The organism is Sulfitobacter sp. L-8 (assembly GCF_056859255.1).
In genome coordinates this window covers 102,236-116,623 of sequence record NZ_JBSXOD010000044.1, presented here as the reverse complement: position 1 = coordinate 116,623, position 14,388 = coordinate 102,236, and the positions used below count along the sequence as shown (strand labels likewise).

The 14,388-nt window shown below is 59.6% G+C and carries 16 protein-coding genes; 11 read left to right on the top strand and 5 right to left on the bottom strand.

From position 1 onward, the window contains the following. On the bottom strand, positions 1–103 hold a 103-nt coding region (locus AC13DE_RS08100), incomplete at its 3' end, for an acyclic terpene utilization AtuA family protein (RefSeq protein WP_431193246.1). A gap of 259 nt (positions 104–362) precedes the next feature. Here AC13DE_RS08100 and AC13DE_RS08095 point away from each other — a divergent pair. Genes AC13DE_RS08095 through AC13DE_RS08070 form a run of 6 tightly spaced genes read left to right on the top strand, consistent with a single transcriptional unit; the run spans position 363 to position 5,347 of the window. Further along, a complete protein-coding gene (locus AC13DE_RS08095) occupies positions 363–1,577 on the top strand; it encodes an acyl-CoA dehydrogenase family protein (protein WP_114865536.1) in 1,215 nt (404 codons plus the stop codon). 14 nt (positions 1,578–1,591) lie between these two features. After that, positions 1,592–2,791: an acyl-CoA dehydrogenase family protein gene (locus AC13DE_RS08090; RefSeq protein WP_114865537.1), complete on the top strand. Its 1,200-nt coding sequence runs from the start codon at positions 1,592–1,594 to the stop codon at positions 2,789–2,791. A gap of 10 nt (positions 2,792–2,801) precedes the next feature. Next, positions 2,802–3,656 (top strand): SDR family NAD(P)-dependent oxidoreductase, encoded by an 855-nt coding sequence (locus tag AC13DE_RS08085; RefSeq protein ID WP_114865538.1) that lies wholly within the window; start codon positions 2,802–2,804, stop codon positions 3,654–3,656. Next, positions 3,649–4,452, top strand: coding sequence for an enoyl-CoA hydratase-related protein (locus tag AC13DE_RS08080; protein ID WP_114865539.1), 804 nt, complete (start codon positions 3,649–3,651; stop codon positions 4,450–4,452). Before AC13DE_RS08085 ends, AC13DE_RS08080 begins: the two co-directional genes overlap by 8 nt. 11 nt (positions 4,453–4,463) lie before the next feature. Continuing rightward, positions 4,464–4,946, top strand: coding sequence for a PaaI family thioesterase (locus AC13DE_RS08075; RefSeq protein WP_114865540.1), 483 nt, complete (start codon positions 4,464–4,466; stop codon positions 4,944–4,946). Beyond that, positions 4,946–5,347 (top strand): PaaI family thioesterase, encoded by a 402-nt coding sequence (locus tag AC13DE_RS08070; protein WP_037929788.1) that lies wholly within the window; start codon positions 4,946–4,948, stop codon positions 5,345–5,347. Before AC13DE_RS08075 ends, AC13DE_RS08070 begins: the two co-directional genes overlap by 1 nt. Before the next feature lie 17 nt (positions 5,348–5,364). Here the strand turns inward: AC13DE_RS08070 and AC13DE_RS08065 are convergent, their stop codons facing one another. Further along, positions 5,365–6,699 carry a TetR/AcrR family transcriptional regulator gene (locus AC13DE_RS08065; protein WP_114865541.1) on the bottom strand — a complete coding sequence of 445 codons (1,335 nt, stop codon included), beginning with the start codon at positions 6,697–6,699 and terminating at the stop codon, positions 5,365–5,367. A gap of 127 nt (positions 6,700–6,826) precedes the next feature. Between AC13DE_RS08065 and AC13DE_RS08060 the strand changes: the two genes are divergently transcribed. From AC13DE_RS08060 to AC13DE_RS08040, 5 genes are all read left to right on the top strand, one after another. After that, entirely contained in the window at positions 6,827–7,588 is a 762-nt protein-coding gene (locus AC13DE_RS08060; protein WP_114865542.1) for a glucose 1-dehydrogenase, read from the top strand. A gap of 106 nt (positions 7,589–7,694) precedes the next feature. Continuing rightward, positions 7,695–7,829, top strand: coding sequence for a hypothetical protein (locus AC13DE_RS08055; RefSeq protein WP_276319497.1), 135 nt, complete (start codon positions 7,695–7,697; stop codon positions 7,827–7,829). Between the two features lie 11 nt (positions 7,830–7,840). Further along, positions 7,841–8,695: an NAD(P)H-binding protein gene (locus AC13DE_RS08050; protein ID WP_114865543.1), complete on the top strand. Its 855-nt coding sequence runs from the start codon at positions 7,841–7,843 to the stop codon at positions 8,693–8,695. Further along, the gene (locus tag AC13DE_RS08045) at positions 8,679–9,401 is read left to right on the top strand and encodes a helix-turn-helix domain-containing protein (RefSeq protein ID WP_114865544.1); all 723 of its coding nucleotides are present in this window, start codon (positions 8,679–8,681) and stop codon (positions 9,399–9,401) included. The genes AC13DE_RS08050 and AC13DE_RS08045 overlap by 17 nt, the downstream gene beginning before the upstream one ends. Before the next feature lie 18 nt (positions 9,402–9,419). Next, positions 9,420–9,875, top strand: coding sequence for a PaaI family thioesterase (locus AC13DE_RS08040; RefSeq protein WP_114865545.1), 456 nt, complete (start codon positions 9,420–9,422; stop codon positions 9,873–9,875). A 94-nt stretch (positions 9,876–9,969) separates the two neighbouring features. On the opposite strand, the gene AC13DE_RS08035 is transcribed toward AC13DE_RS08040, so the two are convergent. From AC13DE_RS08035 to AC13DE_RS08025, 3 genes are all read right to left on the bottom strand, one after another. Further along, on the bottom strand, positions 9,970–10,545 hold the full coding sequence (locus tag AC13DE_RS08035; RefSeq protein WP_114865546.1) for a flavodoxin family protein: 576 nt from the start codon (positions 10,543–10,545) through the stop codon (positions 9,970–9,972). Positions 10,546–10,774: 229 nt separating this feature from the next. Then, entirely contained in the window at positions 10,775–12,310 is a 1,536-nt protein-coding gene (locus tag AC13DE_RS08030; RefSeq protein WP_114865547.1) for a class I adenylate-forming enzyme family protein, read from the bottom strand. Positions 12,311–12,334: 24 nt separating this feature from the next. Further along, complete coding sequence (locus tag AC13DE_RS08025) at positions 12,335–14,368, bottom strand: oxidoreductase (RefSeq protein WP_174226634.1); 2,034 nt, start codon at positions 14,366–14,368, stop codon at positions 12,335–12,337. Between the last annotated feature and the right edge of the window lie 20 nt (positions 14,369–14,388).

Below are 14,388 nucleotides of genomic sequence, written 5' to 3'. Positions count from 1 at the left end.
CCAGATAGTCGATGTCGCCCTTGGACACCAACTGGCCAATGGCCTCCGGCGTGTCACCCCAGAAACCCGAAGCGCACCCGATGCGCAGTTGTCGATCCGACATATACCCCCCTATCTGCCCGTCCATTCCGGCGCGCGCTTTGTGTCACGAACAGCACGCTGTCCGGCCCGAAAAGCCGTGAATGCCGCCCGTAGCTGCAGAAATCCCGAAGGACGCTCTCTTTCGATTACGTCCGATGGCTCCCGTTTCCGCACCGCGCGCAACGGCGTCAAATCGCAAAAAGCGCGGCTTGCAAATATTTATAACATATGTTTGATTTTGGTCAACAGGTCAATCTGACATTCTGCTCGGGAGGAAAACCATGAACAGTCAAGACAGTACGGTGATGGCCGATCTGCAAGCCATCAGGGCAAACTACTCGCTGACCAGCGAGCAGCGACAGATCGTCGATCACGTGGATCGCGTATCGCGCGAGGTGCTGCACCCGCTGCAGGCGCGTATGGACGCTGAGGATTGGTGGCCTGACGATCTGTTCAAGCAGATGGGAGAGCTTGGCCTTCTGGGGATCACTGCGCCCGAGGAAATGGGCGGCTCCGGTCAGAATGAATTCACCCAGGCGCTGGTGTCCGAAGTGATCTCGAAATGGAATCCGGCGGTGGGTCTGTCGCACGGGGCACACGACAACCTGTGTCTGAACAACCTGCTGCGCAACGGCTCCGAGGAGCAGGTAAAGAAGTATGTGCCTGGCCTGTGTTCCGGTGATCTGGTCGGAGCCCTGGGGCTGACCGAACCCGGCGCGGGCTCGGATGCGCTTGGCTCCATGGCCACCACCGCGCGCCGCGACGGTGACGACTATATCATCAACGGCTCGAAGATTTACATCACGAACGGGCCGATCGCCGATGTGGTCCTGCTTTATGCCAAGACTGACAAATCCAAGGGCGCCAAGGGCATTTCGGCGTTTATCATCGAAACCGACAATCCCGGGTTCAAGGTAGCGCAGAAGCTGGACAAGATGGGCTTTCGCGGCTCGCCAACCGGCGAGCTGGTGTTCGACGAGTGCCGCGTGCCGGCGTCTGCCATGGTGGGTGCCGAAAACAGCGGTGTATCAGTGGTGATGAGCGGGTTGGATCTGGAGCGCGCGATGGTCACTTCTGTCTGCGTCGGCATGGCCGAGCGGGCGCTGGAACTGGGTCTGGAGTATGCAAAGATCCGCGAACAATTCGGCAAACCCATCGCAAGTTTCCAAATGGTTCAGTCGAAACTGGCCGAGATTTACACCGAGGTCGAAACCGCCCGCGCCTTCAGCTATCGCGCGCTGGCGGCCTGTGTCGGTTTGCCCAAGGGGGCCGGAGGACGTGGCGAGATTCACAAGCTGACCGCCGCCGCCTGCCTTTATGCGGGCGAAGCGTTCAACAAGGCCGTCACCGAAGCCTGCCACATCCATGGCGGTTCGGGTTACATGCAGGACACCGAGATCAACCGGTTGTTCCGCGCCAACAAACTTTTGGAGATCGGTGCGGGCACCAGTGAAGTCCGCAAGATCATCATCGCCGAAGAACTTTTGCGCGCCTGAGGGAGGACCCAGCCATGAACAAGCAATTACGCAACGACATCGACCTTCCAACACATTTCATGACCGATGAACAGCAGGCGCTGGCCGATCAGGCCGGCAAGTTCTTCATGTCGGAGTTTCATCATCTGAACGCGGAAATGGACGACACCGATGATCTGCCGCCTTCGGTCTTTCCCAAGCTGGGCGAGATGGGGTATCTTGGCCTCAACGTGCCGCCGGAATACGGCGGGGCCGGGCTCGATTTCACGTCGGCCTGCATCATAAGCGAGGAATTGTCGCGCGCCTCTGCCGCGATCGGTCTTAGCCAGGTGGCGCATGATAACCTGTGCGTCAACAATATCTATCGCAACGCCAGTGAGGATCTGCGCCGCAAGTATTTGCCCGGGCTGTGCGACGGCACGCTGATCGGCGCTTTGGGCCTGACCGAACCCGGTGCCGGCTCCGATGCGCTTGGCTCGATGCGGACCACGGCGAAAAAGGATGGCGACGACTATATTCTGAACGGCGCCAAGATCTACATCACCAACGGGCCGATTGCGGATCTGGTGCTGGTCTATGCCAAGACCTCGCCCGAAAAGGGGGCCAAGGGCATTTCCGCCTTTATCGTGGAAACCGACACGCCCGGCTTCAAGGTGGCTCAGAAGCTCAACAAGATGGGGTTCCGCGGATCGCCGACCGGCGAATTGGTGTTCGAGGATTGCCGTGTGCCCGCCAAGAACATGGTCGGCAAGCTGGATGGTGGTGTTGCGGTGACAATGTCGGGGCTGGACCTGGAGCGCGCTATCGTCTGTTTCAATGCTCTGGGCATTGCGCAGCGGGCGCTTGATATCTCTATCGATTACGCCAAGACGCGCAAACAGTTCGACAAGCCGATCGCCAGTTTCCAGATGGTGCAGGCGATGCTGGCCGACATGTACACACGGATCGAGGCGGCGCGCAGTCTGTCACTGAAAACCGTCGCCATGTGCGAAGGTCTGGAAGAAGGCGAAGGCGGGCGCGGCGAAATTCACAAGCTGACGGCAGCGGCGATCTTCAAGGCTGCCGAGGCGACATCATTTGTGCTGGACAAGGCCGTTCAGATCCATGGCGGATCGGGCTATATGCGCGATACGGAAGTGAACCGGCTTTACCGGACCGGGCGCGTGCTCGAGGTCGGTGCGGGCACTCAGGAAGTGCGCAAGCTGATCATCGCCGGCGAGCTTCTTAAGGAATGAGGGGAAAGACATGAGCGACCGAAAGACACCGCGTTATGCCTCTGACCTCATGGCGGGTCAGGTGGCCCTCGTCACCGGTTCCGGATCGGGCATGGGCCGGGCCACGGCGCTTGAGATGGCGTCTTGCGGGGCCAGGCTGGCCCTGTTCGCACGCCGCGAGGAACCGCTGGAAGAAACCGCCGAGATGATTCGCACCGCGGGGGGCGAGGCGTTTGTCGTGCCCGGCGACACCCGCGATGAGGACAGTATCGAAACCGCGATGGGGCGGATCAAGGAGCACTACGGACAGCTTGACGTTCTGGTGAACAATGCGGGTGGTCAGTATATTGCCTCGGCTCGCGACATCACGAACAAGGGTTTCGAGGCGGTGATTCGCAACAACCTGATCGGGTCGTGGCAGATGACCCGCGCGGCGGCGGATCATTTCATGTATGACTCCGGCGGCTCGGTCGTATTCGTTACCGCGATTTCGGGCCGTACCGCCCTGACCGGTTTCGCGCATACCGTTGCTGCACGCGCCGGCGTGACCGGGATGATGAAGACACTGGCCGCCGAATGGGGCGAATACGGGATTCGTCTGAACTGCGTCGCGCCGGGCACGATCAAGACCGACGCGCTCGGCCGCTATCCCATTCCGCCAGACCGGTGGAAGGATCTGAACCGGTCGGTCCTGAATCGCATGGGCGCGGCAGAGGACATCGCGGGTACGATCATCTTTCTTGCGTCCGATTTAGGGAATTTCATTACCGGCGAGGATATCTATGTTGACGGCGGTGAAACACTACATATGGGCCACGATGCCCGCGACATGATCAATCCGGACATGTTCGAGAAACGAGAGCGCGGAGACGGGAAAAATGAGTGAACCCAATGTCCTTCTGGATATCAAAGACCGCATCGCGACTGTTACCCTGAATGACCCGGAACGCCGTAATCCGATTACCGGAAACGATATGATCGAGGCACTTCTGGAAAAGTTTGCAAAAGTGCAGGCCGACCCCGAAGTCAGCGTCATGATCCTCACGGGTGCTGGTTCTGCTTTTTGTGCGGGCGGCGACATCAAGGAGATGAACGACCCCGACGGTGTTTTTCGAAAGGAGCCGTTGGCGGCGGCGCAAAGCTATGTCGACGGCGTGCAGAAATTGCCGCAGGCGCTTTACAACCTCGATATTCCGACCATTGCAGCGGTCAACGGTGCGGCGGTCGGTGCGGGGTGTGACCTGACCATGATGTGCGACATGCGCATTGCGTCGGAAAAGGCGAAGTTCGGCGAGGTGTTTCTGAACCTCGGGATCATTCCGGGCGACGCGGGCAGCTGGTTTCTACTGCGCCGTCTGGGCCACCAAAGGGCAGCCGATCTGACGTTTTCGGGCCGCATGGTCGCGGCCGATGAGGCGCTGGAGATCGGCATGGTGCTGGAGGTAGTGCCGCATGACACCCTGTTGGAGCGTGCCCGCGAACGTGCAGCGGTGATTGCTGCGAAACCGCCACGGGCGGTACGGATCGCCAAGCGCCTGATGCGCAACGCCGAACGGATGGATTTGCCGGATTTCCTGAATTCCGCGGCGGCCTATCAGGCCTTGATGCATCAGACCGAGGACCACCATGAGGCAGTCTCTGCGTTCATCGAGAAACGAAAACCCCACTTCACGGGGCGTTAAGGAAAGAACGCATGGCTGATATCAGCAGAGAATATATGGAGCAGATCGCGCAAATGTGGAATGCGCGCGGCAAGGGTCTGATTACCCACATGGCGCTCGAGATCGAAAAGGTGTCGAGCGAAGGCGTTCGGGTGCGGATGCCGTTCAATCCGGACTTTTGTGTGGATAAGGATCAGACCCTGCTTCACGGTGGCATTCTGACCGCTTTGTTGGACAGTGTTTTCGGGTTGGCGAACTTTGTGACCATCAAGGGGGTCAGCTCGATGGCGACCCTGGACCTCAGGGTTGATTATCTGCGGGCCGCGCGGTCGCGCGCAGACGTCATCGTCAGCGCGCATTGTTTTCGGAAAACCCGCCATATCGCCTTTAATGCCGGCAACATCTGGTTCGATGGCCACGAGGATGCGGAAATCGCCCGTGGAACCGCCTCGTTCGCTTTGACCCGCGGTGACACCAGCCTTCTAGAAGCGATGACCAAAGGAAAAGCCTCGTAATGAACTTGCAAACCGTCAATGCCAACGTGGCCAGGGTGCCGTTTTTCCGGTTTCTGAATTTCGAGGTTCAGAGCATGGACGACTTTCATGCCGAAGCCGAGATGACTTTTGAAGCTCATCATATCGGAAACCCGATCATGGAGCATTATCATGGCGGCATCATTGCCAGCTTCATGGAAGCGACAGCCGCTATTGCCGTCCAACCTGATTTCACCGAAGTTCCGGCCAAGCCGATCAATCTGACCGTGGATTATCTTCGGCCTGGTGTGAAGGGTCCGCTCTATGCCCGTGCGAATGTCACCCGCAAGGGCAAGCGTATCGCGAGTGTCAGTGTAATTACATGGCAGACGGGTCGGGAAAAACAGGTTGCAGAAGGACTGTATCACTTCCTGTTGGTCTGATCACAACCGTTGAACGGTCAGTTGGCCGTTTCGTGTTCGGTGTAGGGGGTCGCCTCTCTTGAGCAAACCCCTTCGAGCAGCAATTTGATGAGCATGCCGGAGAATTCGGGCAGCGAAAGATACCCGTCTTTTGCGGGTTCATTCGGGTCGAACCACTCCACCGTCCAGTTCAATGCCCCCAGCATCACCTGGCGCAATGGGACGATCTTGATATCCGACCGGATGGCACCGTCATCCTGCGCTTCGCGCAGGATCCTGTCCCACAGTCTTCCGTATTCATGACGAATTCCTCTGTGCCGTTCCCTGAAACTGTTGGGTAGCATCCCATAGCTTCGGATGTTCGCAGACGTGAACTCGCTCGCCTTGAAAAGAAAATCCAGATGCGTCCAGATTGCTGTCGCTATCCTTGCGTGATGATCGTAAGGGGGCTCAAATTCCTGAACTGCTGCGCTGACACCCGTCAGAAGGTCGCTCAACCCGGCGTTCAGAACCTCGTCCACGATAGCTTCCTTGGACTTGAAATGGTAGTAGACGCTGCCCGCCTTCATCTCCGCTTCGTCGGCAATCTGTCTCAGCGTGGTTGCTTTGTAACCATTGTCCCTGAGAACGCGCGCCGCGGCGATCAGGATTTCCGCGCGGGTTTTCTCGGCCTTGCCGATGGGGTCGGGGATGTCGACAGAGTTGGCGGCGTTCGTCTTTAGTCCTGTCGTAACGACCATGTGCCGGGAACACATTCCATCAAGTATCAGCTTGCTCATGCGTTCGGCGAGAACATGCACCGGATACCGATCCACATCATACCATTCCACTGTCCAGTTCATGGCACTCAGTATGAACTGGCGGATTGCAGCCACGGAGATGTCGACCCTCAGGTGGCCCGCATTTTTCGCATTATTCAAAAAGCAACTCCAGACCCGCGCATAAGCCGCGCGCAACTCACGGTGCGGAGCGCGTGCCTCATCGGACAACATCGGGTAGTTGCGGATATTGGCAGAGGTAAAGTCGCTGTCGGTCAGCAGATAGGTCAGGTGCGTTTCGATGAGCAATGCAAAGGTCTTGCGAAAATCATGGGAATCCCCCTTCGTCGACCGGACGATCTCACTGACTTTCTCGTAGAGTTGCCGCACACCAATATCCAGAACCTCGCTCAGAATCTGGTCTTTGGATTGAAAATGGTAATAGATACTTCCGGCTTCTATGCCGGATACCTGCGCAATGTCGCGCATCGTCGTGGCGTTGTAGCCTTCGTGCCGGAACAGGCGAGCGGCCGCAACGAGGATACCGCCTCGTGTCCGCTCCGACTTGCTCATTTCATCGTCGGTTCTCTTGATGGCATCAGTATATCTCACCATTCGTTGTCGATACTGAACAGTCACAACACTGTCCATTGTAATAAATCTAACAACTGTTAGAATACACCAAAGAAGGCTTCGAATCAAGTTCTTTGCCAAGATGTAAGCGGAAGAGGAGGATCTCTCTATGCGAGGGTTGAATGGAAAACGTGTAATCCTGACAGGTGGCGGTAGCGGCATCGGTCGGGCCGTATGTGAACGGTTCGGCGAAGAAGGTGCCGAAGTCGCCGTTTTCGATATGAACGAAGAGGGGGCGCAGGAAACTGTCCAGCATATTCTGGACGCCGGAGGCAAAGCGAAGGCGTTCAAAGTGGACATTACCGACCGTGCTCAGGTCGACAAGGCGGTGGCCGAGTTCGAGGCCGGCGGGCCGGTCGACATCCTTGTGAACAACGCAGGTTGGGATGTGGTCAAGCCGTTCCTCGACAGCGATGCAGAACACTGGAAGAAGCTTATCGACATCAATCTATATGGGCCGTTGAACATGCATCACGCTGTACTCCCCGGTATGGTCGAGAATGGTAAAGGCCGCGTGGTCAACATCGCCTCCGACGCCGGTCGCGTGGGATCATCGGGAGAGTCCGTTTATGCAGCCTGCAAGGGGGGAATAATTGCATTTACCAAGACTGTCGCGCGTGAACTGGCTCGCAAGGGCATCCAGTTGAATGCAGTTGCACCCGGTCCGACCGACACACCGCTTCTTGCCCAATTCGCCCAGGGCGATACCGGTGCCAAGATCGCCGAAGGCCTCAAACGGGCCATACCGATGAAACGCCTTGGCCAGCCAAGTGACTATCCCGGGATCATTTGTTTCCTGGCGTCGGATGATGCCGGATTTATCACCGGCCAGGTTATTTCGGTTTCCGGTGGCTTGTCGATGCACGGTTGATCGCCTGGCAGCCGTGCTTGCTCTAATGCGCCGCTGCCAAGCCATTTCCGAAGTTACCTCCCCAACTGGTCGCGCCTTCAGTGCGGCCTTTTTTCATTGACGAAAGATGACAAATAACCCGGTAGCCTCCGAGATTAAGCGGTTCAGCGCGGTTGCCGCTTTTTCGGATGGCTCTGGCACTACCACCGCCGAGTACCCGGCGCGCTATACCGAAACCCTGAATGCCATCACGGCCCTTTGAAAGGAAACGGAATGATTACTGTATTTGGAGCAACCGGCACCACCGGCGCCCCCCTTGTCGATACACTGTTGGCAAAGGGCGCCAAAGTGCGTGCTGTCACCAGCGATCCGAGCAAGCTCGACAAACTCAGGGACAAGGGATGCGAGGCGGTCACTGCAAGCTTCTCCGACCTTGCCGCGCTCGAACAGGCTTGCACCGGGGCGGACAGGATCTATCTGGTCACGCCTGCGCATCTGGACATGCGCCAATGGAAAGCAAACGCGATTGCGGCGGCCAAGTCAGCAGGCGTGCAGCACGTCGTTCTGGCCACCGGGCTTGGGGCATCGCCCAAGGCAGGGCTGACCTTTGGCAAGTGGCATTCCGAAGCTCAGGAGCTGCTGAAGGAAAGCGGGCTGGACTGGACCTTTATCCAGCCGACCTATTTCATGCAGAACCTGCTGTGGCAGGCCGACAGTATCGCGAAGACCGGCGTCTATCATGATGATCTTGGCGGGCCGGTGTCTTGGATCGACGCCCGCGACATTGCCGAGGTCGCTGCCGAGGCGCTGACCGGCGCAGGCCACGCGGGCAAGGGTTATGGCCTGACCGGGCCCGAAGCCCTGACCGGCGAAGATATTGCCGCTATCCTGTCAGACGAGACCGGACGCTCCATCACCTCAGCGCCCTTGTCGGCCGAGGACGCCAAGGCCGCGATGGTCGCCGGCGGGATGCAGGACGAGGTCGCTGCGGCCATGGTCGAACTGGCTTCCATCGCGCCCAAAGGTTACCTCGGCGGCATCGAGACCACCGTGAGCGACGTGCTCGGTCGTCCGGCGCGCTGCTTCCGCGATTTCGTTGCCGAGAATCGTGATGCTTTCGTCCGATAACTGGGTGGCGGTGCCGCTCTATCTTGAGCTGGCGCCGCCTGCGGACGCTGCGGCGCAGGTCGCCCATCTATTTGTGTTCCGCGACACCGGCGCGTTGAGCGGGCGCGGCAGCGGGCGTTTCGCTACGGATCTCTTCACCCTTTCGGTGACAGGTGGCGACAGGACGCAAATATCGCTTGCGCCACCCCGCCCGGATTTTACCCGCCGACAGTCTTCCTTTTGCGGCATCGTGGCCGGGCTACGGCTGTCGGCCCGACCGGAACATATGCCAGAGGCCGCAACGCTGACGCCCTTGGCATTGGCATTGGCCCGCGTTCGGGAGAGCGATGATGGCCTGCCATCGCTTGTTTCAGCGCTGGACGATGTTGCATGTAGGCTGAGCTTCGCGGCGCGTCCGAAGGCGGTTAGCGATCGGACCGAACGGCGCAGGACGCGCGCCGATACCGGGATTTCACGACGGCGGCTCACCGCCACCCGGCGATTTCGCCGGCTGCTGGAACAGCTCGCGGGCCCCACCCCGCCGTTGAGCGATCTGGCGCTGGACGCGGGCTACTACGATCAATCGCATATGTCGGCGGTCTGCCGGGCCTATGCCGGCAGACCGCCGGGTGCGCTGCGGTCTCTGGCGACCCCGCGCCCTTTTGGCCTTTCGTTACAAGATGCACGCCTCAAGAATCGGCTACGATTGCTCATCACGGATGAATGAAAGGAGTGAGATCATAGTATGGCACAATTCGATCCGAGGAACCCAGATTTTGACGCGCGCGTGCGCGAAAGTTTCGAACGCCAGAAGGTGATGCACACGCTGGGGATCGGCATTGCCGACCTCTCGCCCGGTCATATCGTTCTGGAGATGGCAAACAGCGATGCGCTGACCCAGCAGCACGGGTTTCTGCATGCCGGTATTGTCTCGACCGCGCTGGACAGCGCCTGCGGATACGCGGCGTTTTCGCTGATGCCCGCAGACGCGGCAGTGCTGACGGCGGAATTCAAGATCAACCTGCTCAACCCCGCCGACGGGGAGCGGTTTCGATTCGTCGCCGACGTGGTGAAACCGGGCAGAACGCTCACGGTCTGCGAGGCGCGCGCCTACGCAGTGAAGGGGCAGGATGAAAAACTTGTTGCCACGATGACCGGAACGCTGATGGCGCTGGTGGGACGGACGGGCGTTGCCGGGTAACCATCACCCCGACAACGGCTGCGGTGTTGCGCCGACGCCTGTGAACCGGCCACCGCACATCCTGGCGACCGGGTCGTTTCATCGGAAAGCTGGATCAGCTGTTCCAGCGTTTCGCAGTTTCAACCAACCGCTGACCATAGGACCGCGCCGTGTCCAGATCGCCGCCCGTCGGGTATTCCTCGGGGGAGCTGTCGGAGGGGGCAATCGCGAGAAGACCGGAATATCCGCCCGTCCAGTTCAGCTTTTCAGGGCCGTCCGCCTTGGTGTTGGCGGGCATGAGACCGACGCCGCACCAGAGCTGGCCGTGTTGCTGCGACAGGGTAATGAAATACTGGATGGTCGAGAACTTGTCACCATTTGCCGTCGCAGAAGTGGTAAAGCCACCGGCAATCTTGTCCTTCCAGTTCTGCGTGAACCAGGGCTTCGAGCTGGCATCGGCGAATTTCTTGAACTGCCAGGCGGGGGCGCCCATGTAGGTCGGGCTGCCATAGACGATGGCATCGGCCGCATCGAGCGCCGCCCAGGCCGCCGCGTCCAACTCTCCGTCTTCAGACAGTTTCAGCAATTCGACCTCGGCGCCTTCGACACCCCTGGCCCCTTCGGCGACGGCATTGGCCTGAACGTCCGTGTGGCCATATCCGCTGTAATAGACAATCGCTAGCTTCGTCATGGTCGGTACACCTTTTGCTTAATTTGGAATAGCCATGACTTAGGAAAGACGGTTACTAAAAGAAAGCTGATTGTTTTTCAAAACCTGATCAGAGGTCCGAAGGCCCGTCATTGATAATCAACTTCGTAGCTTACTAAGCTATTGATAAATAAAAATATAATATCACGACCGCGGGTCTCCGGCCGAGTTCTGAGCGCAGCTGCACAGCAATTGTGCGCCGGGTCACTCTTCAGGTGCAAGATTCTTCATCATTCAGACGGGCTTCGAGCACATGGCGCTGAACCTTGCCACTGGTCGATCTCGGGAAATCATCGAACGAAATAAACCGAATTTCGCGGGGCCGCTTGTATCCGGCCAGATACTCCCGGCAAAGCTGCATCAGTTCTTGCGCCTGTGGACCTCCATCGACGCAGGCGACGAAGGCCACCGGGCTTTCGCCCCATTTCGCGTCGAAGGCGCGCACCACTGCAGCGTCGACCACACGCGGATGCGCAAGAAGCACCCGCTCGATTTCCGCTGGATACACGTTTTCGCCGCCCGTCTTTATCAGGTATTTCGCCCGGTCCACGAAGTCGATGGTGCCATCGGAATTGCGTCGGAACAGATCGCCCATGTGAAAGAACCCGTTGCGAAAGTCGCGGGCGTTGGTGTCGTCGGCGTTCCAGTATCCCGAAAACAGGGTCGGACCCCGCACCGCCATTTCGCCCGGCATTCCAACCGGCACCTCGTCGCCGTCGGGATCGACCAACCGAACCTCGCAGAAGGCGCTGACGCGCTTGGACAATGTCTTTGGCACGACACCGGGGGCGATCAGGTCGGCGGTTCCCGGCGGCAGCCCGGTCTCGGTGGCCCCGAAGGAATTCAGATAGGGTGTGTCCAGAAGGCCTGTCAGCTCCGCAATCTGATGTGGGGGCACCAGATCGGCCATCGCGCCGCAAACTTTGATCCCTTTTACGGGCAGCGGATTGGCGCGTCGTTCCGCAATGAAGGCCTCCAGTGTGCCCGGCATCATTACGAACCAACCGACTTTGTGGCGTGACAGCGCCGCGTTGATGACCGCGGACTGCAACCCGTCCACCATGACCACGGTACCGCCGCGCAAAAGCGTCGCAAGGGCATGATCGGTGGAGGCCATGTGAAACATCGGTGCCCAGGCGATGAATCCGTCGCCGGGATCAAGCGCCAGTTGCGCGGCAAAGACCATGGACCGCGCGATGTGCGCGCGATGGCTGATGAGCGCCCCTTTGGGCAATCCGGTGGTTCCCGAAGTGTAAAGGATCGTCAGCCCCGCCTCCGGATCGTCCACCAGGGTGCCGACGCGCGCGTCTGGCCGTGCCCCGGCCAGGGCTGATTCCAGCTCGGGCCCGATTTCCAGACAGGGGGTTGAGGCAATATCCTGATATGCCGCCTTGAGGCCGGGTTCGACAAGCGCCAGAACCGGTTCGACCAATTCGACGCAATGCCGCAATTCGTCCGGCGCAAGCCGCCAGTTCAGGCAGGCAACGATCGCGCCGATCCCCGACGCAGCCAGTTGCAGCTCCAGGTACTCTGCCCGGTTGTGCGACAGAATCGCAATCCTGTCCCCCGGTGCTATGCCCCTGGCCAGAAACACGGACGCCAGCCGGTCAACCCGGTCGTGCAATTCGGCATAGGTCAACCGGTTGCTGCCGTCCTCCACGGCCAGAGCCTCCGCGCAGTTGCGCACACGGGTTCGAAAGATTGAGTACAGATCGGCGCGGCCGGCGCGCATCACTTCGGGCAGCATTGTCTTCTCCCTCGCTCTTGAGCCTCAGAGACTTTGCGCCAAACGCACCCCTTCATCAATAGCGCGCAGAGCGTCGAGTTCTGCCGCCTCCTTTGCACCACCAATCATCGTGACGGTGACACCCTGTGCAATGAGCTCCTCAGCCAAAGCCCGTTCCGGTTCCTGACCGGTGCACAGCACGATGGTATCGGCGGCTATGATCTTTGGCTCGCCGTCCATGACAATATGCAACCCCGCGTCGTCGATGCGGTCGTAGACCACGCCGCCCAGAGCCTCGACCCCATGCTTGCGCAGCGCATTGCGCAGGATCCAACCGGTCGAGACGCCAAGACCCGCGCCCGCTTTCGAGGTTTTACGCTGTAGCATGACGACCTTGCGGCGTGATGGTTTCGGGGCCAACGGATCGCCCGCCAACGCCCCCGACGTGGTGAACTGCGGGTCCACGCCCCAGGTTTCGCAGAACGCGTCGGTATTGTGGGTCTCGGCGGGTTCGGTCACGAGGAACTCGGCCACGTCATGCCCGATGCCCCCTGCCCCCATCACCACGACGGTGTCACCGGCCGCGCGGTTGCCCGACAGGATCTCGGCATAGGTCGCGACACTGGGATGGTCGACGCCCGGCAGATCGGGAATCCGGGGCGTGACCCCGGTCGAGATGACCACATGATCAAAGTCAGTGAGATCGTCCGACCCGGCGCGCTGTCCGAGGCGCAGCTTGACGCCGTGTTTCTGCAACTGGCCACCATAGTACCGCAAGGTCTCGTTGAACTCGTCTTTGCCCGGTGCCGCTTGCGCCAGATTCAATTGACCGCCCAGTTTGTCTTGCGCTTCGAACAGGGTAACGTCATGGCCCAGCATTGCTGCCTCAGAAGCTGTGGCCATGCCCGCGGCGCCACCGCCGACAACGGCCACTTTTTTGGGTGATTCGGTCGGACTGTCCCGAAATTCGGTTTCGCGTCCGGCCCGTGGGTTGACCAGACAGCCGACCGGTCGATCCGAAAAGATGAAATCCAGACAGGCCTGATTGCAGGCAATACAGGTATTGATCTCGTCCGCGCGGCCCTCGCGCGTCTTTTTGACGAAATGCGGATCGGCCAGAAAGGGCCGTGCCATCGAGATCATGTCCGCCTCGCCGGAAGCAAGTATGTCCTCTGCGATCTCGGGCGTGTTGATTCGGTTTGAGGCGACCACCGGAATGGAAACCGCAGCTTTCACGTTGGCCGCCGCCTGACGCCAGGCGCCGCGCGGCACCTGATAGGCGATCGTCGGCACGCGGGCCTCGTGCCAGCCGATGCCGGTGTTCAGAATATCCGCACCCGCTGCCTCGATCTTGCGCGCCAGGTCTGCGATTTCCTCGGCGGGCGCGCCGCCCTCGACCAGATCGGCGGCGGAAATTCGATAGATGACAAGAAAGTCCGACCCGCAGCGTTCGCGCACCGCGCGCACGATCTCAACCGGAAAACGGTGGCGGTTCTCGGCGCTGCCACCCCATTCGTCGTCACGCTTGTTGGTATGGGTGACTGTGAATTCATTGATAAGGTATCCTTCGGAGCCCATGATCTCGACGCCATCGAACCCCGCTGCCTGCGCGTTTTCGGCAGCTTTCGCAAAATCCTCGATAGTGCGGCGGATATCGGCATCGGTCATCTCGCGCGGAACAAAGCGGTTGATCGGGGCGCGGATCGGGCTTGGGGCGACGCAGCCCTCAATTTTTGCATAGCGCCCGGCGTGCAGAAGCTGCGCGCAAATCAGACTGCCTTCGGCCTGGACCGCCTCGCAGATCGGACGCAGGCTGCGCGCGTCCTCCGGGTCGTCAATACGTGGCCCTTCGGGATCGAACATGCCCTCGGCATTGGGTGCAAATCCGCCCGTAACCAGAATCGCCGCCTCTCCCCGCGCCCTTTCGGCGTAAAAGGCAATCTGCCGCGCGATACTGTCGGGCTCGGTTTCCAGCCGGGTATGCATCGAGCCCATGATGACACGATTTCGCAACATGTGTTGCCCTGCGCGTATCGGCGAAAGCATGGTTCCGAAGCTTTTCTTTTGCATGTCTGTCATTGTGAGGATCCTCCTAAAAC

Excerpts from the sequence above, each read along its gene's own strand:
- AC13DE_RS08090 (WP_114865537.1), top strand. The coding sequence starts at position 1,592 with ATGAACAAGCAATTACGCAACGACATCGACCTTCCAACACATTTCATG.
- AC13DE_RS08060 (WP_114865542.1), top strand. The coding sequence starts at position 6,827 with ATGCGAGGGTTGAATGGAAAACGTGTAATCCTGACAGGTGGCGGTAGC.
- AC13DE_RS08035 (WP_114865546.1), bottom strand. The coding sequence starts at position 10,545 with ATGACGAAGCTAGCGATTGTCTATTACAGCGGATATGGCCACACGGAC.
- AC13DE_RS08040 (WP_114865545.1), top strand. The coding sequence starts at position 9,420 with ATGGCACAATTCGATCCGAGGAACCCAGATTTTGACGCGCGCGTGCGC.
- AC13DE_RS08070 (WP_037929788.1), top strand. The coding sequence starts at position 4,946 with ATGAACTTGCAAACCGTCAATGCCAACGTGGCCAGGGTGCCGTTTTTC.
- AC13DE_RS08080 (WP_114865539.1), top strand. The coding sequence starts at position 3,649 with ATGAGTGAACCCAATGTCCTTCTGGATATCAAAGACCGCATCGCGACT.
- AC13DE_RS08075 (WP_114865540.1), top strand. The coding sequence starts at position 4,464 with ATGGCTGATATCAGCAGAGAATATATGGAGCAGATCGCGCAAATGTGG.
- AC13DE_RS08030 (WP_114865547.1), bottom strand. The coding sequence starts at position 12,310 with ATGCTGCCCGAAGTGATGCGCGCCGGCCGCGCCGATCTGTACTCAATC.
- AC13DE_RS08085 (WP_114865538.1), top strand. The coding sequence starts at position 2,802 with ATGAGCGACCGAAAGACACCGCGTTATGCCTCTGACCTCATGGCGGGT.
- AC13DE_RS08065 (WP_114865541.1), bottom strand. The coding sequence starts at position 6,699 with ATGGTGAGATATACTGATGCCATCAAGAGAACCGACGATGAAATGAGC.
- AC13DE_RS08045 (WP_114865544.1), top strand. The coding sequence starts at position 8,679 with ATGCTTTCGTCCGATAACTGGGTGGCGGTGCCGCTCTATCTTGAGCTG.
- AC13DE_RS08025 (WP_174226634.1), bottom strand. The coding sequence starts at position 14,368 with ATGACAGACATGCAAAAGAAAAGCTTCGGAACCATGCTTTCGCCGATA.
- AC13DE_RS08095 (WP_114865536.1), top strand. The coding sequence starts at position 363 with ATGAACAGTCAAGACAGTACGGTGATGGCCGATCTGCAAGCCATCAGG.
- AC13DE_RS08050 (WP_114865543.1), top strand. The coding sequence starts at position 7,841 with ATGATTACTGTATTTGGAGCAACCGGCACCACCGGCGCCCCCCTTGTC.
- AC13DE_RS08055 (WP_276319497.1), top strand. The coding sequence starts at position 7,695 with ATGACAAATAACCCGGTAGCCTCCGAGATTAAGCGGTTCAGCGCGGTT.